Source organism: Pseudomonas rhodesiae, from assembly GCF_013285305.1.
Lineage (GTDB): Bacteria > Pseudomonadota > Gammaproteobacteria > Pseudomonadales > Pseudomonadaceae > Aquipseudomonas > Aquipseudomonas rhodesiae.
In genome coordinates this window covers 2,259,807-2,282,541 of record NZ_CP054205.1, presented here as the reverse complement: position 1 = coordinate 2,282,541, position 22,735 = coordinate 2,259,807, and the positions used below count along the sequence as shown (strand labels likewise).

Here is a 22,735-nt window from a genome sequence, read left to right as displayed (position 1 = left end):
GTGAATCTGGCAAGCCTCGTCGCGATCCTTTTCGGCCTGCTGTTTGGTGCCCTGGCCTTGTTGCTGTCACCGGCCAAGGCATTCCTGGCGGTGATTGGCCTCGCGGGCATGGTGACCATTTTGCGCTTCCCGTTATGGGGCTTGCTGCTGTTTGCGGGGCTGGCGACGTTCATGCCGTACTCCACCGTCAATCTGGGCATCCGCAGTACGGTCAGCGAAGCGATCCTGGCCCTGACCTGGGGCGCGATCCTGTGGCACAGCTTGCTGGCGCGCCTGCCCGCCACGCCGAGCCTGGCGTCGCGGCCGACCGACCAGATGCTGCTGTGGCTGATGCTGTTCAGCGTGTTTCCGTTTATCGTCGGCCAGGTCACCATCCAGGCCGACACCAGTGGCGTAGCCAATTGGCTGCGCTGGTTGCTAAACCTGTCGGCGGTATTTCTCGCCGCCAAACTGCTGGTGCAGCGCAAACACCGCGAAGCCCTGGTGATCGCACTGCTGCTGGGCACCCTGGCGATGTTGCTACTGTCCATCGCCGTGTTCGTGCGCACCCGCTCCGGTGCCGGCATTGCGCCGATCCTGGCGATGTTCAACTACGCCAACTTCGACATGCTCAAGTTCGGGCTGGAAGCCATGTCGTCGCGTATGGGTTCGCCCTGGACCCACCCGAATGCCATCGGCGGGATCATGGCCTTGCTGTTGCCGCTGGCATTCTGCTTCGGCATGACCGAACAAGGCTGGAAACGCGCCCTCGGCCTGGGCGTGGCGTGCCTCGGCGCGGCGGCGCTGCTGCTGGCCAGCAGCCGTGGGGCGATGGTCAGCCTGGCGTTGGTTTTGATCTGGATGGCCACGCGGCGAGTGCCGTACACCGGGCGCCTGCTGATGATCGGCGCCGCGCTGACAGTAGCGCTGGTGCTGGCCTATCCGCCGTTGCAGGATCGCCTGGCAACCATCTTTTCGTCGAGCAATGCCAGTACGGAGGTGCGCTTCGACGAGTACCGCATGTTCCCGCAGGCGGTGGCGGCGTATCCCCTGGGTATCGGGTTCAAGGCCGACCCACCGGTGCCCGGTTCGCACCTGCTGGGGATCTCCAACCTGTGGCTCAATTACATCTACAAGATCGGTCTGGTGGGCATGCTGCTGTTCGTCGCGGTGACCGTGCGCTGGTGGCGTGAAGCGCGCCCGGATAAAGGCCCGATCCGCCTGACCAAGGACAATGCCCTGTGGCTGGGCAGCACGGCCGGGATCCTGGCGGCGCTGGTCAGCGGCTTGTTCGATCACTACTTCAGTTTTGCGGTGGTGATGGTGGCGCTGTTCTGGCTGATGGTGGGGATCAATGTGCTGGAGGCGCGGCGGCTGTTTCCGGCGCGCGTGCCGCAGGTCAAGCGTGTGGCTTACGGCAAGCCGCTGCTTGATGGCGCCCACTCCTGATGCTCGGCTCCGCCGCATGGCTGACCGTGGCGACCCTCTTGGGCTTGTGCCTGGGGTTTGCGCGCGAATGGCTGCTGGTGGCGGCGTGGGGCGCCGGCGAACGTAGCGATGCGTTCCTGATCGCGTTGTTCCTGCCCGAAGCGCTGCGCATGTCCCTGGCCGGGGGCGTGCTGAGTGCCGCCGCCCTGCCACTGTTCCTGGCGCGCAAGGATGCTGAGCGGGCGGATTGGCTGGCGGTGTTGTTTCCGGCCTTGCTGCTGATTGCACTACTGACCAGTCTGCTGCTGACGCTGTTGGCGCCGGGGCTGGTGCAAATACTGGGGCCGGGGCTGGCCGCCAGTGCCGCCGTCCTGGCCGGCAATAATTTGCAGATCGTTGCCTGGTGCGTGCCGGGGTTGCTGCTGCACGCCTTGTTCAGTATCCCGTTGCAAGCCCACGAACGCTTTGTGCTGGCGGGCCTGGGGTCGTTGCTGTTCAACCTGCCGCCGGTGGCGTACCTCGCTCTCGCGGGCAGCGCCACGCAGCCGCAGTCGTTGGCCTTGGCGTGCCTGGTCGGCAGCCTGTTGATGCCGCTGGCGTTGTTGCCATCGATTTGGCGTCAGGGCTGGCGCCCATGGCGCTGGCAACTGAGGCTTGCGCCTTTACGCGAACTGGGCCAGCGCATCGGCCCGCTGTTGCTGAGCAACGGTGCCAGCCAGGGCCTGGCCTTGATCGAACGCCTGGTGGCATCGCTGCTGGGGGAAGGCGCGGTGACCTGGGTGAACCTGGCGCGCAAGCTGATGAACCTGCCGCTGATTGCACTGATGAGCCTCAACCAGGTGCTGCTGGGCATGATGAGCCGGCGTCAGGGCGATGAGCGCCTGGCCTTGCTCAAGCGCGGCCTTGAGACCGCCAGCGTGCTGACCCTGCCCGCCGGCGTCGGCCTGGTGGCCGCTGCGCCGAGCCTGGTGACGCTGCTGCTGCCCAAGCACACGATGGATTCGCCACTGCCGCTGCTGCTGGCTTGGTTTGCCGTGCCGCTAGTGTTCGGCGCCTGGAACGCCTTGCTCGCGCGCTACGCCTACGCCGCTGGCGACACACGCCAGCCGCTGCGCTGCGAGCTGCTGGGCAGCCTGGTCAATGTGCTGTTGCTGGGCGCCCTGCCCTTCGTGTTTGGCCTGGCGGGCATCCCCTTGGCCGCACTGGCCGGGGTGATCTGCACCGCGCTGCTGCTGATGCAGCGCCAGGGCTTGCTCGGCGCCGTACCGTGGATGCGCCACTGGCTGCTCAGCGCATTGGCACTGGGCCTGGGGGCCCTGGTGCTGTTCCCGGTGCAGGGCGTGTGGCTGCAGTTGGGGCTAAGCACACTGGCCGGCGCCGTGGTGTTGATGGGCATGGGACTGTGGCTCAAGCCGTGGCGTAAAGCGTGAGATTGGGCTTGATCGAATGGGAGCATTGAGGTGAAACATCGCTGGATTCAAATGGACATCGCCAAAGGCATCGGCATCCTGGTGATCGTGTATGCCCACAGTTGGTTCGTCGCCACCTCGCCCGATCTGCTGTATCCGATCCTGGCGTCGTTTGTGCTGCCATTGTTTTTCTTTCTGTCCGGGGTGCTTTTCAAGCCGGAACAGCCGTTTGTGGAGATGGCGCTGCGCAAGGCCGATGGTCTGCTCAAACCGTTTTTCTTTACCATGCTGGTGTATGTGATCGTGCGCGATGTGCTGCGCGGCCAACCGTTACTGCCGGATATCGGCGGCGTGCTGTATGCCACGGTGGACACAATCCCGTGGCAGGCGCTGTGGTTTTTGCCGCACTTCTGGGTGGCGATTCTGTTCAGTTGGGTGCTGCTGCGGCTGATTCAACGTTTACCGCTGGCGGTGAGTTGCGCGGCGATGATCTTACCGCTGCTGCTGGGCATCTGGATGCTGCCGTGGTTCTGGCAACTGCCGGTGACGCTCGGCGAGCACACGTGGGTGCTGCCCGGCTTGCCCTTCAGCCTCGACATCACGCTGATCAGCAGCGCCTGTTTCGTGTATGGCTACCTGTTGCGCGACTGGCTGCGTACCCACGCCGGCTCATGGCTGACGCTGCTGGTGTCGGTGGTGCTGTTCGCCGCGGTGTTCCTCTACAGCCACGCCACCATGGACCTGGCGCAACGTCGCTACGACCACTGGCTGTGGACCAGCCTGCTGGCGCTGATCGGCGTGTACCTGTGCTGGGCATTGGCGAAGGTGATCATGGTGTCGCCCCTGCTCACGCGGGCGATGACCTACATCGGTCAGTCCACATTGATCCTGCTGATCTTCCATGGCGAGATCCAGCACAAGACGGTCGACCTGCTGGTGCGCATGGGGCTGCATGAATTCGTCGCGGCGTGTATCGGGTTTGGGGTGGCGGTGATCGCGCCGTTGTTGATCGGGGAGGTGATCAAGCGCGTGGCGTTCCTGCGGTTCTTCTATTTTCCGTTTCCGCTGCGCAAACAGCGGCCATAGCGGTTGGAGCGAGCACGCTCGCTCCTGCCGACATCAATCATCCAATGGTTGCACCGCGGGTTTGCTACCGGGTTTAGCAGGCTTGGCGCCCTTGGCCGGAGCCGGGGCAGGCGCCGCAGGTTGGGGCTCAGGAGCCGCCGCGGCTTCTTTTTCCGCCATGGGCATCTGATCGATGGTGCTGAAGAATTCCTTGAGGTCGAGGGTGTCCGGCGGCACGGTCTTTTCGAGCTTCTTCTCACCGTCCTTGCCCACCAGAATCACTTTGGTGCCGCTGCCGGCACCGAGCTTGAGGGCGCGGATCAATGCGTTGGTTTCCGGCGGGGTGAGTTTCTTGTTGTCTTTCGGGTCTTTGGCGAACTTCTCACCTTCAGCTCCGATACTGCCGAACTTGACGGTGTAGAACACCATGCTGCGTTCTTCAAAGGACTGCTTGATGGCCGGCTCGTCCAGCTCTTTCTTGAGTTTGGCCAACGTATCGTTGCCGGAATCAAGCTCCACCACCACCAGCGGCCGGGCCTTGCCCAAATCCTGCTTGAGCGGGTTGATATCCTCAGCCGCCAACAGCGGCCCCGTAAACGCCATCAAGGTAGCCAGGGTCAGCGACCGGATGAGCATGCGCACCTCCTTTGAATTTCATGCAGGGTTCTTGAGTTTCATGTCTGCGACAGTCAAATTCAAGGATGATTCCTACGGCACTTTGAGAAAGAGTAGGTCAGGACTCCCGTGACGCAAGGGGTTGAGTGGGGCCGCAGGGATTGTTTCGCCTGATTGCAGAATCATCACGACACCGTCCATTGCGGCCAATGCCGGGCGAACACGGGCGCCACGCCAGGGTCGGCATCCACACGCGCCAGGGTGTGCGCAAAGCCTGGCGCCACGGCGCTCAACGCCTCCCGCGCCGCGTCCCAGCGCGACACCGCCGCCGCCATGATGCCCAGAGCATTGGGCTCACCGTTGTCGGCAAACAACTGCTCGGCAAACTGTTCGGCGAATACCACCCAGGCTTGATGCAGATAACGGCGTGTGCCACAGACCAGTTGCGCTTGCACCGCCTCCGGCGCCTCGCCCAACCAGCGCTGCGGGTAATCGATGATGCCGATCGCCGAGTAGCAATTGGCCGCGATATAAACCAGGCCCCGGATGATCTGCACGCGGTCGCCGCTCAGCAGGTGCGCGTCGGGGAATGCCAGGCCGAGGTGAATCAGGATGGCGGCGCTCTCCGTCAGTACCTGACCATCGGGCATCACCAGCGTCGGGATCTGTTTAAGCGGGTTGATACGCGCCAGGGCCTCGCTGCCTTCGCCGTCGTGCCAGGAGCTGGCGTCCACCCGACGCCACGGTACTGCACAACGCTGCAAGGCGATTTCGATCATGCATGAGCCGGATTCGTCGGTGCCGTAGAGCGTATACATCATGGCCTCTCCTTAATGGCGATGAGCCCCAAGCGTGCACACGCCCGACCGTGCATCGCAAGTGTTTTAGAACAGCCCCATCTGCCCGCCGACCAACGTGCTGAAATCATCATTTACGAATGGCAGAATCGCGTCGGCCACCGGCTGCAATTGGCGGGTGACATAGTGATCGTAGTCAATCGGCGCCTGGCGCACTTCCAGCGGTTCAGGCCCGTTGACGCTGATCACATAGCTGATCCAGCCGCCACGCTGGTACTGGCGCGGCCTACCCAGGCGGTCGTTGTAATCGTCTGCCAAACGCGCCGCTCGCACATGGGGCGGGACGTTGCGTTCGTAATCGTCCAGGCGACGGCGCAGGCGTTTACGGTAGACCAGCAACTCGTCGAGTTCGCCGCTCAAGGTTCGACGCACATAATCGCGGATGTACGCTTGGTGCGGCTTGCGGTCAAAGATGAGGCGGTAAAGCTCTTGCTGGAACTGTCGCGCCAGGGGCGACCAGTCACTGCGCACGGTTTCAAGGCCCTTGTAGATCATCTCTTCTTGACCATCGCTGCGCACGACCAGGCCGGCGTAGCGCTTCTTGCTGCCCTCCTCCGCGCCGCGAATGGTAGGCATCAGAAAGCGCGTGAAGTGGGTTTCGTATTGCAACTCCAGGGCGCTCTGCAAACCGAACTCGGTGCTCAGGTGCTCGCGCCACCAATCGTTGACATGCGTGACCAGCGCCTGGCCGATGCGGCTGGCATCCTCCTGGGAATGCGCACGGCCGAGCCACACGAAGGTGGAGTCGGTGTCGCCGTAGATCACCTCATAGCCCTGGGCCTCAACCAATTGGCGGGTCTGGCGCATGATCTGGTGACCGCGCAGGGTGATCGAGGAGGCCAGACGCGTGTCGAAGAACCGACAGCCGCTGGAGCCGAGCACGCCGTAGAAGGCGTTCATGATGATTTTCAGGGCCTGGGACAGCGGTGCGTTGTGTTCGCGCTTGGCCGCTTCACGCCCTTCGGCCACGCGCGCGACAATCGACGGCAGACAATGGCGCGTGCGGGAAAACCGAGCACCGCGAAAACCTTCCACCGATTCGCGGTCATCGGGGTGTTTGAGGCCTTCGATCAGGCCCACGGGGTCGATCAGGAAACTGCGAATGATCGACGGGTACAGGCTTTTGTAATCCAGCACCAGCACCGACTCGTAGAGACCGGGGCGTGAGTCCATGACGAAACCGCCAGGGCTGGCCTGGGGCGGCTTATCGCCCAGGTTCGGCGCGACGAAGCCTGCGCGGTGCATCAGCGGCATGTAGAGGTGGGTAAACGCGGCGACGGAGCCGCCGCTGCGGTCAGCCGGTAGCCCGGTGACACTGGCGCGCTCCAGCAGGAACTTGAGCAGTTCGGTCTTCTCGAAAATCCGCGTGACCAGCTCGCAGTCCTTGAGGTTGTAGCGCGCCAGAGCGGGCTTGTCCTCGGCGAACATGCGGTTGATTTCGTCCATGCGCTGGTACGGCGTAGAAATATCCTTGCCTTCGCCCAGCAAGGTCTGCGCAACGTGTTCCAGACTGAAGGATTCGAAACTCCAAGTCGCCGAGCGCAGCGCTTCGATGCCGTCGATGATCAAACGCCCCGGCGCTGCCGCGAAGTAATGATTGCGACTGCCATGCTCACGCCAGCTCATGGCCTCTTCACCGCGCCCGAGCAGCAAGGGCACATTGAGGCGCTGGGCGTGCTCATGGAGCACCCGCAGGTCGAACTGCACCACGTTCCAGCCGATGATGGCGTCGGGGTCATGAGTGGCCAGCCACGCATTGAGACGTTCGAGCAACTGAGCGCGGCTGTCGCAATAGTCGAGCTTGAAGTCCACGGCGCCGCTGCTGTTGGGCGGCCCGAGCATATACACCTGGCGCTCGCCGCAGCCTTCCAGGGCAATGGAATACAGGTCGCCCTGGGCGGTGGTCTCGATATCCAGGGACACCAGCCTGAGCGGCGGGCGGTAGTCCGGCGCGGGTTTCATCTGGGCGTCCGACAGCACGCCCGTGGCCTGCGGCGTACCACCGAACCACACGGGCGCAGTGATAAAACGCTCCATCATGTAGCGCTCAGGAGGCCGTACGTCGCCCTCGTACACATCAACGCCCGCGGCACGCAAGCGTTTTTCCAGGTCCATCAACTGGCGATGCTGGCGGGTATACAGACCGAGGACGGGGCGGTGATGGAAGTCACACAGCTGCAGCGGGCGCAACTCGACATCGCGTTCCCCCTTGAGCAGCCAATCCAACGGCTTGCGATGGGCTTCAGGGATAAACACCACGGAGGTCTGCACAGGTAGACGGATATACCGTGGCCCCTGGTCGGTGGCCAGCCAGAAGCTGACCTCCGTGCCCGCCGGGGTATCGCGCCAATGCCGGGTCAGGACAAAACCCTGCTGTAAATCCACCGTACCGCACCTCAGAAATCGCTTTGAGCCGGTGATTCTACGCGGCGCGAGCTTCAGGGCGAAAAGTAATACTCACGCAGAACGGGTATTACACCTGGCCTTTGTCCCATAAACGCTTCAGCTCTTCCGAGGCCTGGTCTTCCGGTACCGTAAAACGCAGTTGATCATCACGATTGTCCGAGCGATAGCGAACTTCAATCTGATAGAAGCGCTGATCGCCCCGGCCTACGTCCGTCGACGTTTGCGGCAGGCAACGGTTCAGCACATTGCAGATTTGCTCACGCTCGTCGACATTGCACTGAGCAAATTCGATTTCACGCGGCCGGGTCATGGTGGTCACCTGGCCGCCCTGACGGGACAGGCGCACGGTGGCGTCGTTACCCAAGGCCGGAAGTTCTTTCATTGGGTGATTCTCCTGCTAGACCGACGCCAACCTCCTCCCAGGCTTTACGCACAGCATCAGCCGCTTCAGTGCCGAAACGTTGGTGGGCATGTTGTACGGTCAGAGTAGCAAAGGCCTGAAAGTTAGCGTCGTTGTCCAAGTTTTTGTCGCAGAGGGTGTCATACCAGATTTGGCCAGCCCGCTCCCAGGCCGAACCGCCAAGTGCTATGGCGACCAGGTAGAACGCGCGATTGGGAATACCGGAGTTGAGGTGCACACCGCCATTGTCGTCTTGGGTATTGATGAAATCGTCCATGTGCGCAGGCTGCGGGTCTTTGCCGAGCACAGGATCATCATAGGCGGTGCCAGGGTGGGACATCGAGCGCAGGCCTTTACCTTTGACCTTGTCGGTCAGCAGGTCGGCGCCGATCAGCCAGTCGGCCTGCTCTGCAGTTTGCTTCAGGACGTACTGACGCGTAAGCACACCGAACACATCGGAAATCGACTCGTTGAGTGCACCGGATTGATTGCGATAGACCAGGCCCGCTTCGCTTTCGATGACACCGTGGGTGAGTTCGTGCGCCACCACGTCGAGCGAGCGCGTAAACCGCTGGAACACCTCGCCATCGCCGTCGCCAAACACCATTTGCGCACCATTCCAGAACGCATTCTCATAGCCCTCTCCGTAGTGCACGGTGCCGGCCAACGCAAAGCCCCGGTTGTCGATAGAGTCTCGACCATAGACCTGCCAGAAAAAGTCATGGGTGGCACCCAAGGCATCGTACGCCTCATCTACGGCGACATCGCCGCTGGCACGCTGACCTTCGACCCGAACCAGCGCGCCCGGCAGCACGGTCAAGTGTTGAGCATCGTAAATATTGCGCTGCAGTTGACCGGGCTGATGGGCCTCGGCCACGGACGCTTGGGACTGGCGAGCGGTCGCGGGCAAAAACTGACGGACGTGCGTCAGGGTTTTCAATGCGCGCGAACGCTGCCATTCCGAGCCATGATCAATCAGGCGATTGAGAATGTAGGGCGGCATGAATCCGAGGTAATGACGTTGGCCAGACATGGCACTCTCCTTGTCAGACAGTTTCCGATAGTAAATACACAGTGGGCATCATTTGAGGAAATTCTCGATGTTGCCCATTTGCTCGTCCCAGCCTCGGGAATTCATCTTGAACGCCTTCTGGCGACGGGCATCGGGAATTTCGTTGAAACCTGACTCAACCACCCGCAGCAGAATACCGGGCGCATGGTCCTCGATAGTGAACTCCACCAGGGTCGGGTTTTCCTTGTCATAGTCGATCGTGTCGTCGACCGCGAATGGATGCCAACGGAACGAGAACAGGGTCTGGGGCAGTATGCGTTCGATCCTGGCCTTCCAGATCACATGCTCATAACCGGGGTAAGTGATCGGCGCCTCAACGGTCTCCCCCTCGACAAAGGCCTTGCCCTTGAGAGCAATGCCAAACCATTGGCCGAATTGCTCGGCATCTGTCAGCGCGTCCCAGACTTTTTTACGTGAAGCGTTGAGCAGGATTTTTCGCTCGATGCGATCTAATACGTGCATAAGTCACCTCCTCCATTGACCGTAGGTGACATCAAACAATGCGCAACCTGGAGTTGTAAGCAATGATGATGACCCGTCCATGACCTGACCCTACCTTATGACTGACCCACTCAACGGAAGTTGCTTTTGTAAAGCGGTGCGCTATCAAGTTTGCCGCCTGGACATGCCTGTCAGCCACTGCCACTGCGACAGCTGCCGCAAGGTGCATGCGGCACCGTTTGTCACCACCGCCGGGGTGATGCGTGAGCACTTTCGCTGGATGCAAGGGGAAGAACTGCTGGTCTCCTTCGAGTCTTCGCCGGGCAAGCTCAGGCATTTCTGCTCACGCTGCGGCTCTCATTTGATCGCAGAGCGAGAACACCAGCCCCATGTCATTGTGCGAGTGGCGACGCTGGACGATGATCCCGGCGTCCGGCCAACCTCGCACATCTGGACCGCCCAGGCTAAACCATGGCTGGTCTACGAGGGCGTAGAGAGCTGGAATGAATGGAAACCATGACTCAGACGTGAGGATCTCCAGGCGCTTTAGCAGGTGTCGCATATTGCGGTTTAAGGTGTCCTTCTTGGTCGAGTAACCAAGCATCCATGATCTGCCGCACCACAGGCCCTGCCACACGGCCTCCGGCCTCGCCGTTTTCGATCATGACCGAAATAACAATTTTTGGATGCTCGGCCGGGGCAAAGCCGACAAACAAAGCGTTATCACGATGACGCTCCCGCGTTTTCTCGCGGTTGTAGCGCTCACCCTGTTTGATCGCCACAACCTGCGCGGTACCACTCTTGCCAGCGATTCGATACTGCGCACCTTGCGCGGCCGCCCGCGCGATGCCGCGTGGGTCGTGCATAACCAGTTGCATACCATGGTTAACCTGCTCCCAGTCGCGCGGGTCCTTAAGGACCACATTGGGCATGGGGTTTTCGTCTACTGGCGGCACACCATTGATGGTCTTGGCCAAGTGTGGTCGGTTCCATACGCCCTTATTGGCGATCAAAGCGGTAGCCTGAGCCAGTTGCAACGGGGTGACTTGCATATAGCCCTGGCCGATGCCGAGGATCACCGTCTCACCGGGGAACCACGGCTGGCGTCGTGTAGCACGCTTCCAAGCCTGGGATGGCATCAGCCCGGCTGATTCTTCGAACATATCCAGGGACACTTTCTGGCCCAGGCCGAATTCAGCCAGGTAGTCATGCAGGCGATCGATCCCCAGCTTATGGGCCAAGTCGTAAAAGTAGGTGTCATTGGAACGCATGATGGCCGTGTCCATATCCACCCAACCGTCGCCACTATGGTTCCAGTTGCGGTATTTGTGGTCAAAATCCGGTAACTGGTAGTAACCAGGGTCGAACACGCGGGTTTGGGCAGTGACGACACCGCTGTCGAGGCCGGCAATGGCCACCTCGGGCTTAATGGTCGAGCCAGGCGCATACAGGCCCCGAAGGACACGGTTGAACAGAGGCCGGTCGATAGAGTCGTGCAGTGCGGCATATTCCTTGAAACTGATGCCGGTGACGAAGAGGTTCGGATCGAAACTTGGTTTGCTGACCATGGCCAGCACTTCACCGGTTTGCGGATCGAGAGCAACCACCGAACCACGGCGATCCCCCAAGGCTTGCTCTGCTGCTTCCTGAAGTTTGACGTCGAGGCTCAGGACAATATTTTTTCCAGGGACCGGGTCGGTGTGCTTGAGTACGCGAAGCACCCGGCCCTGAGCATTCGTCTCAACCTCTTCGTAACCCACATGACCATGCAGCTCGGACTCGTAGAAGCGCTCGATCCCAGTTTTACCGATCGACTGGGTGCCACGGTATTCCACCGAGTCGATGACTTTCGACTCCTTCTCGTTGATCCGTCCTACGTAACCAATCGAATGAGCAAAATGCGGACCCAGAGGGTAATGCCGAACGAATTGGGGTTCTACATCAACTCCGGGCAGGCGGAACTCATTCACAGCCAGCACTGCGATCTGTTCCTCGGTGAGTTCGTAAAATAAGGTCACAGGAACAAATGGGTGGCGTGCCTGCTTGAGAGCCTTGTCGAACAATCCACGATCTTCGGTAGGCAAATGCAGCAAATCGATGATCGTGTCCAGCTCACCTTTAAGGTCTGTGGTGCGCTCGCGGGTGATCGTCAGGTTATAGCTGGGGCGGTTGTCGGCAAGCACTACACCGTTGCGGTCATAGATCAGCCCACGGGTGGGAGTGATAGGCAGGACGTGGACGCGATTGTTTTCGGAGATCGTAGAGTGATAGTCAAACTGCACCACCTGCAAAAAATACATACGGCCCACCAGGGCACAGGTAATGCCAATGACCAACAGCGCACAGGCAAGCAGGCGTTTGTTGACCAGGCGATTCTCTTTCTCGTGGTCCTTGATCGGTATCACTTCAGGCATTTCTACAGCATCTCTTTGAAAAAGATCGTTGCCGCGTCCTGCGAATGAAGATAAGTCCCTTTGAAAATGAGCTGCACCTTACCAAAAATGCAGAGACGCTTTGCATCGATTTCTTCAACGGTACGCAATGGTGTTTGTCACGAGACAATCAGTTCCTCATGACGTTGTAGCGGAGCTATATATCGACGACGAAGGAAAGGAAAAAAGCTCTACAACGCTTTTCTAGCGCGCAAAACAAAACCCCAACTGCTTTCGCAATTGGGGTTTCGGAATTTAATCTTGACGATGACCTACTCTCACATGGGGAAACCCCACACTACCATCGGCGATGCATCGTTTCACTTCTGAGTTCGGGATGGGATCAGGTGGTTCCAATGCTCTATGGTCGTCAAGAAATTCGGGTACTGACTCGTGACCTTTTGGCCTCGCTTCAGCAAATTGGGTATGTGACAGCTGTCGGTGTTTTGTGAGCATCGAACTTTCGGTTCATTGCGTCTTCACACACCGCAATCTGGCCTTTCGACTCAAATTGCTTGGGTGTTATATGGTCAAGCCTCACGGGCAATTAGTATTGGTTAGCTCAACGCCTCACAGCGCTTACACACCCAACCTATCAACGTCGTAGTCTTCGACGGCCCTTCAGGGAACTCAAGGTTCCAGTGAGATCTCATCTTGAGGCTAGTTTCCCGCTTAGATGCTTTCAGCGGTTATCTATTCCGAACATAGCTACCCGGCAATGCCACTGGCGTGACAACCGGAACACCAGAGGTTCGTCCACTCCGGTCCTCTCGTACTAGGAGCAGCCCCTCTCAAATCTCAAACGTCCACGGCAGATAGGGACCGAACTGTCTCACGACGTTCTAAACCCAGCTCGCGTACCACTTTAAATGGCGAACAGCCATACCCTTGGGACCGGCTTCAGCCCCAGGATGTGATGAGCCGACATCGAGGTGCCAAACACCGCCGTCGATATGAACTCTTGGGCGGTATCAGCCTGTTATCCCCGGAGTACCTTTTATCCGTTGAGCGATGGCCCTTCCATACAGAACCACCGGATCACTAAGACCTACTTTCGTACCTGCTCGACGTGTCTGTCTCGCAGTCAAGCGCGCTTTTGCCTTTATACTCTACGACCGATTTCCGACCGGTCTGAGCGCACCTTCGTACTCCTCCGTTACTCTTTAGGAGGAGACCGCCCCAGTCAAACTACCCACCATACACTGTCCTCGATCCGGATAACGGACCTGAGTTAGAACCTCAAAGTTGCCAGGGTGGTATTTCAAGGATGGCTCCACGCAGACTGGCGTCCACGCTTCAAAGCCTCCCACCTATCCTACACAAGCAAATTCAAAGTCCAGTGCAAAGCTATAGTAAAGGTTCACGGGGTCTTTCCGTCTAGCCGCGGATACACTGCATCTTCACAGCGATTTCAATTTCACTGAGTCTCGGGTGGAGACAGCGCCGCCATCGTTACGCCATTCGTGCAGGTCGGAACTTACCCGACAAGGAATTTCGCTACCTTAGGACCGTTATAGTTACGGCCGCCGTTTACCGGGGCTTCGATCAAGAGCTTCGCGTTAGCTAACCCCATCAATTAACCTTCCGGCACCGGGCAGGCGTCACACCCTATACGTCCACTTTCGTGTTTGCAGAGTGCTGTGTTTTTAATAAACAGTCGCAGCGGCCTGGTATCTTCGACCGGCATGGGCTTACGGAGCAAGTCCTTCACCCTCACCGGCGCACCTTCTCCCGAAGTTACGGTGCCATTTTGCCTAGTTCCTTCACCCGAGTTCTCTCAAGCGCCTTGGTATTCTCTACCCAACCACCTGTGTCGGTTTGGGGTACGGTTCCTGGTTACCTGAAGCTTAGAAGCTTTTCTTGGAAGCATGGCATCAACCACTTCGTGTTCTAAAAGAACACTCGTCATCAGCTCTCGGCCTTAAGATCCCGGATTTACCTAAGATCTCAGCCTACCACCTTAAACTTGGACAACCAACGCCAAGCTGGCCTAGCCTTCTCCGTCCCTCCATCGCAATAACCAGAAGTACAGGAATATTAACCTGTTTTCCATCGACTACGCTTTTCAGCCTCGCCTTAGGGACCGACTAACCCTGCGTCGATTAACGTTGCGCAGGAAACCTTGGTCTTTCGGCGTGGGTGTTTTTCACACCCATTGTCGTTACTCATGTCAGCATTCGCACTTCTGATACCTCCAGCAAGCTTCTCAACTCACCTTCACAGGCTTACAGAACGCTCCTCTACCGCATCACTTACGTGATACCCGTAGCTTCGGTGTATGGTTTGAGCCCCGTTACATCTTCCGCGCAGGCCGACTCGACTAGTGAGCTATTACGCTTTCTTTAAAGGGTGGCTGCTTCTAAGCCAACCTCCTAGCTGTCTAAGCCTTCCCACATCGTTTCCCACTTAACCATAACTTTGGGACCTTAGCTGACGGTCTGGGTTGTTTCCCTTTTCACGACGGACGTTAGCACCCGCCGTGTGTCTCCCATGCTCGGCACTTGTAGGTATTCGGAGTTTGCATCGGTTTGGTAAGTCGGGATGACCCCCTAGCCGAAACAGTGCTCTACCCCCTACAGTGATACATGAGGCGCTACCTAAATAGCTTTCGAGGAGAACCAGCTATCTCCGAGCTTGATTAGCCTTTCACTCCGATCCACAGGTCATCCGCTAACTTTTCAACGGTAGTCGGTTCGGTCCTCCAGTTAGTGTTACCCAACCTTCAACCTGCCCATGGATAGATCGCCCGGTTTCGGGTCTATTCCCAGCGACTAGACGCCCTATTAAGACTCGCTTTCGCTACGCCTCCCCTATTCGGTTAAGCTCGCCACTGAAAATAAGTCGCTGACCCATTATACAAAAGGTACGCAGTCACAGAACAAAGTCTGCTCCCACTGCTTGTACGCATACGGTTTCAGGATCTATTTCACTCCCCTCTCCGGGGTTCTTTTCGCCTTTCCCTCACGGTACTAGTTCACTATCGGTCAGTCAGTAGTATTTAGCCTTGGAGGATGGTCCCCCCATATTCAGACAAAGTTTCTCGTGCTCCGTCCTACTCGATTTCATGACTAAGAGATTTTCGCGTACAGGGCTATCACCCACTATGGCCGCACTTTCCAGAGCGTTCCGCTAATCTCAAAGCCACTTAAGGGCTAGTCCCCGTTCGCTCGCCACTACTAAGGGAATCTCGGTTGATTTCTTTTCCTCAGGGTACTTAGATGTTTCAGTTCCCCTGGTTCGCTTCTTGCACCTATGTATTCAGTACAAGATAACCATCTTATGATGGCTGGGTTCCCCCATTCAGACATCTCCGGATCAAAGTCTGTTTGCCGACTCCCCGAAGCTTTTCGCAGGCTACCACGTCTTTCATCGCCTCTGACTGCCAAGGCATCCACCGTATGCGCTTCTTCACTTGACCATATAACCCCAAGCAATCTGGTTATACTGTGAAGACGACATTCGCCGAAAATTCGAATTTCTCAACTAAGAGAACTCACAAATTTTACCTTAGCCTGATCCGTTACCAGTGAAAGTAACGTTCAGTCTATCTTTCTATCACATACCCAAATTTTTAAAGAACGAACTAGTCAAAGACTAGAAATCAACATTCACCATCCACACGATGGAATGCTCATTTCTAAGCTTTATACAAACAGAAGCAGTAGTGGTGGAGCCAAGCGGGATCGAACCGCTGACCTCCTGCGTGCAAGGCAGGCGCTCTCCCAGCTGAGCTATGGCCCCGTATTTCTACAGGCGTTTCCCACACAAAATTGGTGGGTCTGGGCAGATTCGAACTGCCGACCTCACCCTTATCAGGGGTGCGCTCTAACCAACTGAGCTACAGACCCAATTTCGGGCTGCTTCTTTCGTCTTCTTCAATGAATCAAGCAATTCGTGTGGGAACTTATGGAGCAGCTGATGTCGTCGATTAAGGAGGTGATCCAGCCGCAGGTTCCCCTACGGCTACCTTGTTACGACTTCACCCCAGTCATGAATCACACCGTGGTAACCGTCCCCCCGAAGGTTAGACTAGCTACTTCTGGTGCAACCCACTCCCATGGTGTGACGGGCGGTGTGTACAAGGCCCGGGAACGTATTCACCGCGACATTCTGATTCGCGATTACTAGCGATTCCGACTTCACGCAGTCGAGTTGCAGACTGCGATCCGGACTACGATCGGTTTTATGGGATTAGCTCCACCTCGCGGCTTGGCAACCCTCTGTACCGACCATTGTAGCACGTGTGTAGCCCAGGCCGTAAGGGCCATGATGACTTGACGTCATCCCCACCTTCCTCCGGTTTGTCACCGGCAGTCTCCTTAGAGTGCCCACCATTACGTGCTGGTAACTAAGGACAAGGGTTGCGCTCGTTACGGGACTTAACCCAACATCTCACGACACGAGCTGACGACAGCCATGCAGCACCTGTCTCAATGTTCCCGAAGGCACCAATCTATCTCTAGAAAGTTCATTGGATGTCAAGGCCTGGTAAGGTTCTTCGCGTTGCTTCGAATTAAACCACATGCTCCACCGCTTGTGCGGGCCCCCGTCAATTCATTTGAGTTTTAACCTTGCGGCCGTACTCCCCAGGCGGTCAACTTAATGCGTTAGCTGCGCCACTAAGAGCTCAAGGCTCCCAACGGCTAGTTGACATCGTTTACGGCGTGGACTACCAGGGTATCTAATCCTGTTTGCTCCCCACGCTTTCGCACCTCAGTGTCAGTATCAGTCCAGGTGGTCGCCTTCGCCACTGGTGTTCCTTCCTATATCTACGCATTTCACCGCTACACAGGAAATTCCACCACCCTCTACCATACTCTAGTCAGTCAGTTTTGAATGCAGTTCCCAGGTTGAGCCCGGGGATTTCACATCCAACTTAACAAACCACCTACGCGCGCTTTACGCCCAGTAATTCCGATTAACGCTTGCACCCTCTGTATTACCGCGGCTGCTGGCACAGAGTTAGCCGGTGCTTATTCTGTCGGTAACGTCAAAACCATCACGTATTAGGTAATGGCCCTTCCTCCCAACTTAAAGTGCTTTACAATCCGAAGACCTTCTTCACACACGCGGCATGGCTGGATCAGGCTTTCGCCCATTGTCCAATATTCCCCACTGCTGCCTCCCGTAGGAGTCTGGACCGTGTCTCAGTTCCAGTGTGACTGATCATCCTCTCAGACCAGTTACGGATCGTCGCCTTGGTGAGCCATTACCCCACCAACTAGCTAATCCGACCTAGGCTCATCTGATAGCGCAAGGCCCGAAGGTCCCCTGCTTTCTCCCGTAGGACGTATGCGGTATTAGCGTTCGTTTCCGAACGTTATCCCCCACTACCAGGCAGATTCCTAGGCATTACTCACCCGTCCGCCGCTCTCAAGAGAAGCAAGCTTCTCTCTACCGCTCGACTTGCATGTGTTAGGCCTGCCGCCAGCGTTCAATCTGAGCCATGATCAAACTCTTCAGTTCAAACATCTTTGGGTTTTTAAGAAACCCTAAACTTGGCTCAGCAATCGTTGGTTACATCTTTGATTTCTCGCGGAGTAACTTGTGATGCTGATAATCTTGTTGACTATCAGTCTGACTCCACAAGCACCCACACGAATTGCTTGATTCAGTTGTTAAAGAGCGGTTGGTTAAGATCTTTCGCCTCAACCGAGGCGCGCATTCTACAGCAGCCTCATTTGCTGTCAAGTGATTATTTTCAGAAGTTTTCGAAGATTTCTTCAACAACTTCAACCACTTGCGCTTCCGATCTCTCGTTAGCGGGATGCGAATTCTACAGCGTTACACGCTGCTGTCAACACCTCTTTTTCTCCGCTTTCGACCGAGAAGATCGAAACGCTAATAGAGCCAAACAACACTGCTCTACCAACTCCTTCTGGGCTTCGATAAGCTGAAGCGATCCACTGTCGAATCTCGCGTAACTCTTTGTTTACCAAGGAGTTTTCCGTTTCGACTGCGCCGGAAGTGGGGCGAATTATAGACTTCTGGAATCTGCCGTCAAGCGTTAATTTGCGTTTTCTATTAACCCCCATGAAAGAAGCCAAAAACACTCTATGTAGATAAGCGCCTCACTATTGTTGAGCAATATATTGCTCATCCGTATCTACTTGAGCATCATACCGTCCTCGCCTATCCAATATGATCTCGGACGACAACAAATGACCTCCTCTCCCCGCAGCCTGGCATCAACACTGTTTCCGGTCGGCCTGCTCTTGATTGCCATGGCATCCATCCAATCCGGCGCATCGCTCGCTAAGAGCATGTTCCCGGTCGTGGGCGCACAAGGTACTACTGCTTTGCGCTTGATTTTCGCCAGCGTGATCATGCTGGTTCTGTTACGTCCGTGGCGCGCCAGGCTGACTGCAAAGTCTCTGCGTACAGTGGTTGTCTATGGCATGGCACTGGGCGGCATGAATTTTCTCTTCTATATGTCATTACGCAGTGTCCCTTTGGGTATTGCCGTAGCACTCGAATTCACAGGGCCGCTGGCCGTAGCTATCTATGCCTCCCGGCGAGCGGTTGATTTCCTGTGGATTGCCTTGGCGATCGTCGGCCTACTCCTCTTGATTCCGATGGGAGAAGCCAGCAATGGCATCGACTTGTTGGGAGGTGCCTATGCGCTGGGTGCCGGTATCTGTTGGGCGCTTTACATAGTGTTCGGGCAGAAGGCGGGGAACGATAACGGCGTGCAAACCGCGGCCCTGGGCGTGATGATCGCTGCATTGTTCGTGGCACCTATCGGCATCGTTCATGCGGGAACGGCATTGCTGACACCCGCCTTGATTCCGGTCGCCATCGGTGTGGCTATCCTCTCTACCGCGCTGCCCTACACTCTTGAGATGGTTGCACTCACACGTCTGCCGGCCCGTACTTTCGGCACGCTCATGAGCATCGAACCTGCATTCGGTGCACTCTCTGGTTTGTTGTTCCTACAAGAACACCTCTCCATCCCCCAATGGCTGGCCATAACCTGCATTATCCTGGCTTCGGTAGGTGCCACACTGACGATGCGCAATGAGTCCAAGCCGTTGGTTCCGGCGGATTGATGCATCGTTGAACGTAGCTCTGGTATTTGCCGCTCATTTGAGCCATGTTTAGCCCTCAACGAATGTTACTCATGGAGTTTTTCGACAAGGACAGCGCGAACGCCAAGCTCGGCAGCGAGCACAGCCTGCCTCAACTCTTACGAGGCGGCTTTTTAAGGATAGGAATGAGAAGAATATTGATACTGTTGATGGTCGTGGCGATTGCAGGCTGTGCCGCGACCACAAAAACAGAAGTAAAACGGGGCAAGAAAGGGCTGCATATCAACTGTTCCGGCCTGTCCTCCTCTTGGGAGCAGTGCTACACCAGCGCAACAAATTCATGCGGCACTAAGGGCTATCGGGTGATCGCGAAGTCTGGTGACAATTCTGAAGAACCTGGCGATTACCCCTTCGGCCTCAACCCGGCGGGTTACACCAGCCGGAGCATGATTGTCATTTGTAAGTAGCCGACTTTCAAAACGTGGGTCGATTTTATAGCCGCCCACGCTTTGAGAACCACAACCTTTAAATGGCCGACGTGCGGACCAGCAACCACTCAAGACCAGCGCCACTGAGCAATGGACTCAAACGTTCACGCACCTGTTCGTGATAGGCATTGAGCCACTCGCGCTCATCCGTTGTCAGCAGCGAAGGCTCCAGACAACGGGTATCGATGGGACAGAGGGTCAACGTTTCGAATTTGAGAAACTCGCCAAACTCGGTCTTGCCGGCCTCACGGTTCAACACCAGGTTTTCGATGCGCACCCCCCAACGACCAGGCCGGTAGGTACCCGGCTCGATAGAAGTGATCATCCCCGGCTGCATCGCTGTCTGCGGCGCGGTAGCCGCCTGATAGGCAATCACTTGCGGGCCCTCATGCACATTGAGGAAATAACCTACGCCGTGCCCCGTGCCATGACCGTAATCCACGCCTTCGGCCCAGATAGGAGCGCGGGCAATGGCATCCAACAGCGGTGACAGAATCCCTTTGGGGAAGTGCGCGCGCGACAGTGCGATCACACCCTTAAGCACACGAGTGCAGTCACGTTTCTGCTCGTCGCTTGGCGTGCCGATAGGCACCATGCGCGTAATGTCCGTAGTGCCGCCCAAGTACTGACCGCCAGAGTCAATCAACAGCAAGCCGTCGCCCTCGATAACCGCATGCTCTTCTTCAGTGGCGTGGTAGTGGGGCATCGCGCCATTGGCGTTGAATGCCGCGATAGTGTTGAAACTCAGCGAAACATAATCGGGACGGCGGGCACGAGCTGCCGTCAGGTGTTCGTCGATCGTCAGTTCAGTGATGCGCTCGCGCCCAAACGCGCCGTCCAGCCAAGCGAAAAATTCGCACAACGCGGCGCCATCCTGTTCCATCGCGCGACGAATATGTTCCGCGTCCGCCAGACTTTTGCGGGATTTGGCCAGCGTCGTCGGGTTTAGCCCCTCAATCAGTTTGACGCCGGCATCCAAGTTTTCCAGCAAACCGGCCGTCACGCGCGCGGGATCAACCTGCACGCTGGCACCCGACGGCACCGCACGCAGCGCCTGCGCTACCTCGCTGTAGTCGCGTAATGTCACACCGTCCTGCTGCAGCACTGCACGCAACTCGGCATCGACTTTAGTCAACGCTACGAACAATGTGGCCTGCTGCTGACTGATCAGCGCAAAGGACACAAATACCGGATTGAACGACACATCACCACCGCGCAGGTTAAACAACCAGGCGATGTCATCCAGGGTGGCAATAAAATGCCAATCAGCACCCTTCTCTTTCAGACTGGCGCGCAATGCGGCGAGTTTCTCGCCACGGCCAAGGGTCGCTTGGGGCGGCAGGTGCTGATAGATCGGTTGATCGGGTAAATTCGGCCGGTCTCTCCAAACCTCATTGAGCAAATCGATATCCGTGCGCAACCGTGCGCCGCGCTCTGCGAGCTTGGCGCTCAAGGTTCGCGCTGAAGCAACCGCCATCACCGCACCGTCCACTGCCACTACACCCCCTTCGGGTGTTTGCTCGGCCAGCCACTCCAATGGCCCAGGCTGACCTGGCTGCAGCTTGACCAGCTCGATACCACTGCCTTTAAGTTCCTTGGTGGCTTGCTCCCAGTAACGGCTGTCAGCCCATACACCGGCGAAATCCGCTGTAACGATCAACGTTCCCACTGACCCATGAAAACCAGACAGCCACTGGCGCCCCTGCCAGTAACCCGGCAGGTATTCGGATAGATGCGGGTCGGCCGACGGCACCAGCAAGGCATCGATCCCCTCGCGGCTCATCAGTTCACGGGTATGCGCCAGGCGCTGGGGAACCGTTCCATGGGTCAAAGGCTGCATGCTCATTGTGTCTCCTGCTAACCACAAATAATTGTTATGCGTTGCGAATGAATATTCAGATGGCCCAGAAGGCCGGCGCACTGGCGAGTGCGGCCTTGATCAACTGTGCTGCCCGATCGATGTCCTGCTCAGAGGTAAACCGTCCCAGGCTCAAGCGAATCGTGCGACCGGCGCCACGGGCATCATGTCCCAATGCAAGAAGCACATGAGAAGGCGTATTACTGGCCGAGTTACACGCCGAAGTCGCGGAAAACGCAATGTCCGCACTCAGCGCAGCCGAATTGAATTCACCTTCGCCAAACGTAAGGCTCAGAGTATGGGGAATACGTTGGGTTGGGCTGCCATTGAGGCGCATCCCAGGAACACTGTCCAACTGATCCAACAAGCGTTGACGCAAGGCCGCGATCTTAACCTGTTCTTCGGCGAACGATTCGGCGGCCAGGGCAAACGCCATCCCCATGCCGGCAATCTGATGGGTTGCCAGGGTGCCGGAACGCAAGCCGCCTTCATGCCCACCGCCGTGGATCTGCGCCAATACCTTCTGCTGCGCACGTGGGCCGACGTACAACGCGCCGATGCCCTTGGGCCCATACAACTTGTGCGCGGAAAACGACATCAGATCCACTGGCCACTGTGCCAGGTCAATCGCCACCTTGCCTGCCCCCTGCGCCGCGTCAACGTGCAGCAATGCGCCATGCTTGCGCACGCGCGCGCCGATGGTGGGGATGTCATTGAGGGTGCCCAGTTCGTTATTCACCAGCATCAGCGACACCAGGAAGGTGTCTTCACGCAGCGCCTCACTCACCGCATCGGCGCTGATCAACCCGTCGGCGTCCGGCACCAAGTAAGTCACGGCCACGCCGGACTCCTGCAATTGCCGCGCGGTATCCAGAGTGGCCTTGTGCTCAATCTGGCTGGTGATGATATGCCCACCAGCCACTCCCCGCGCCTGGGTCACGCCCTTGATCGCCAGGTTGTTGGATTCCGTAGCGCCGGAGGTCCAGACGATCTGTTCGGGCCGTGCGCCCACCAACGCGGCGACCTGCTCGCGCGCCTGCTCGACTGTCTGCTTGGCGGCTTGGCCGAAGGCATGGGAGCTGGACGCAGGGTTACCGAAATTGGCATTAAAGCCCAGGCATTCGACCATCACCTGGATGACCCGCTCATCCACCGGCGTGGTGGCGGCGTAGTCGAAATACAACGGACGTTTCGTCATAACGTTCAAACACTCGCAGAGCAGGTTCCCGAGAACAGCGTCTCAGGGGCATCGACCAG

The 22,735-nt window shown here is 57.6% G+C and carries 15 protein-coding genes, 2 tRNA genes and 3 rRNA genes; 6 read left to right on the top strand and 14 right to left on the bottom strand.

What is annotated here, in order from left to right:
- The 3 genes from HRH33_RS10480 to HRH33_RS10470 are packed head-to-tail and all read left to right on the top strand — an operon-like array spanning position 1 to position 3,902.
- Positions 1-1,428, top strand: a complete 1,428-nt coding sequence (locus HRH33_RS10480) for an O-antigen ligase family protein (RefSeq protein WP_167417997.1) — start codon at positions 1-3, stop codon at positions 1,426-1,428.
- The gene (locus tag HRH33_RS10475; protein WP_167417988.1) at positions 1,428-2,837 is read left to right on the top strand and encodes a lipid II flippase MurJ; all 1,410 of its coding nucleotides are present in this window, start codon (positions 1,428-1,430) and stop codon (positions 2,835-2,837) included. The genes HRH33_RS10480 and HRH33_RS10475 overlap by 1 nt, the downstream gene beginning before the upstream one ends.
- A gap of 30 nt (positions 2,838-2,867) precedes the next feature.
- The gene (locus HRH33_RS10470; protein ID WP_167417989.1) at positions 2,868-3,902 is read left to right on the top strand and encodes an acyltransferase family protein; all 1,035 of its coding nucleotides are present in this window, start codon (positions 2,868-2,870) and stop codon (positions 3,900-3,902) included.
- A 33-nt stretch (positions 3,903-3,935) separates the two neighbouring features.
- Here HRH33_RS10470 and HRH33_RS10465 read toward each other — a convergent pair whose 3' ends face one another.
- The 6 genes from HRH33_RS10465 to HRH33_RS10440 all read right to left on the bottom strand — a co-directional run bounded on the left by HRH33_RS10465 (position 3,936) and on the right by HRH33_RS10440 (position 9,693).
- A complete protein-coding gene (locus HRH33_RS10465) occupies positions 3,936-4,517 on the bottom strand; it encodes a DUF4174 domain-containing protein (protein ID WP_034137672.1) in 582 nt (193 codons plus the stop codon).
- A 164-nt stretch (positions 4,518-4,681) separates the two neighbouring features.
- Positions 4,682-5,314, bottom strand: a complete 633-nt coding sequence (locus tag HRH33_RS10460) for a glutathione S-transferase family protein (protein WP_167417998.1) — start codon at positions 5,312-5,314, stop codon at positions 4,682-4,684.
- A gap of 66 nt (positions 5,315-5,380) precedes the next feature.
- A complete protein-coding gene (locus tag HRH33_RS10455) occupies positions 5,381-7,738 on the bottom strand; it encodes a DNA polymerase II (protein WP_167417990.1) in 2,358 nt (785 codons plus the stop codon).
- An 88-nt stretch (positions 7,739-7,826) separates the two neighbouring features.
- Positions 7,827-8,141 carry a protealysin inhibitor emfourin gene (locus tag HRH33_RS10450; RefSeq protein WP_034096802.1) on the bottom strand — a complete coding sequence of 105 codons (315 nt, stop codon included), beginning with the start codon at positions 8,139-8,141 and terminating at the stop codon, positions 7,827-7,829.
- A complete protein-coding gene (locus HRH33_RS10445; RefSeq protein WP_094066380.1) occupies positions 8,116-9,192 on the bottom strand; it encodes a M4 family metallopeptidase in 1,077 nt (358 codons plus the stop codon). The genes HRH33_RS10450 and HRH33_RS10445 overlap by 26 nt, the downstream gene beginning before the upstream one ends.
- A 48-nt stretch (positions 9,193-9,240) precedes the next feature.
- On the bottom strand, positions 9,241-9,693 hold the full coding sequence (locus HRH33_RS10440; RefSeq protein ID WP_094066381.1) for an SRPBCC family protein: 453 nt from the start codon (positions 9,691-9,693) through the stop codon (positions 9,241-9,243).
- A gap of 97 nt (positions 9,694-9,790) precedes the next feature.
- On the opposite strand from HRH33_RS10440, the gene HRH33_RS10435 reads away from it, so the two are divergent.
- Positions 9,791-10,192 (top strand): GFA family protein, encoded by a 402-nt coding sequence (locus HRH33_RS10435; RefSeq protein WP_167417991.1) that lies wholly within the window; start codon positions 9,791-9,793, stop codon positions 10,190-10,192.
- A 1-nt stretch (position 10,193) separates the two neighbouring features.
- Here the strand turns inward: HRH33_RS10435 and mrdA are convergent, their stop codons facing one another.
- The 6 genes from mrdA to HRH33_RS10405 form a co-directional block, all read right to left on the bottom strand.
- On the bottom strand, positions 10,194-12,086 hold the full coding sequence (gene mrdA, locus HRH33_RS10430; RefSeq protein WP_167417992.1) for a penicillin-binding protein 2: 1,893 nt from the start codon (positions 12,084-12,086) through the stop codon (positions 10,194-10,196).
- A gap of 277 nt (positions 12,087-12,363) precedes the next feature.
- Positions 12,364-12,479: ribosomal RNA gene (rrf, locus tag HRH33_RS10425) — 5S ribosomal RNA — on the bottom strand.
- 151 nt (positions 12,480-12,630) lie between these two features.
- A 23S ribosomal RNA gene (locus HRH33_RS10420) occupies positions 12,631-15,522 on the bottom strand.
- A 247-nt stretch (positions 15,523-15,769) separates the two neighbouring features.
- Positions 15,770-15,845 (bottom strand) — tRNA-Ala (locus HRH33_RS10415).
- A gap of 30 nt (positions 15,846-15,875) precedes the next feature.
- Positions 15,876-15,952, bottom strand: a tRNA-Ile gene (locus HRH33_RS10410).
- Between the two features lie 81 nt (positions 15,953-16,033).
- Positions 16,034-17,570: ribosomal RNA gene (locus HRH33_RS10405) — 16S ribosomal RNA — on the bottom strand.
- Together the 16S, 23S and 5S rRNA genes with 2 tRNA genes alongside form the textbook arrangement of a ribosomal RNA operon.
- Before the next feature lie 695 nt (positions 17,571-18,265).
- Between HRH33_RS10405 and rhtA the strand changes: the two genes are divergently transcribed.
- Positions 18,266-19,153: a threonine/homoserine exporter RhtA gene (gene rhtA / locus HRH33_RS10400; RefSeq protein WP_094066277.1), complete on the top strand. Its 888-nt coding sequence runs from the start codon at positions 18,266-18,268 to the stop codon at positions 19,151-19,153.
- Between the two features lie 164 nt (positions 19,154-19,317).
- Positions 19,318-19,599, top strand: coding sequence for a hypothetical protein (locus HRH33_RS10395; protein WP_034096797.1), 282 nt, complete (start codon positions 19,318-19,320; stop codon positions 19,597-19,599).
- 58 nt (positions 19,600-19,657) lie between these two features.
- Here the strand turns inward: HRH33_RS10395 and HRH33_RS10390 are convergent, their stop codons facing one another.
- Positions 19,658-21,466, bottom strand: a complete 1,809-nt coding sequence (locus HRH33_RS10390; protein ID WP_167418356.1) for an aminopeptidase P family protein — start codon at positions 21,464-21,466, stop codon at positions 19,658-19,660.
- Positions 21,467-21,515: 49 nt separating this feature from the next.
- Positions 21,516-22,676, bottom strand: a complete 1,161-nt coding sequence (locus tag HRH33_RS10385) for a cysteine desulfurase family protein (RefSeq protein ID WP_167418355.1) — start codon at positions 22,674-22,676, stop codon at positions 21,516-21,518.
- Between the last annotated feature and the right edge of the window lie 59 nt (positions 22,677-22,735).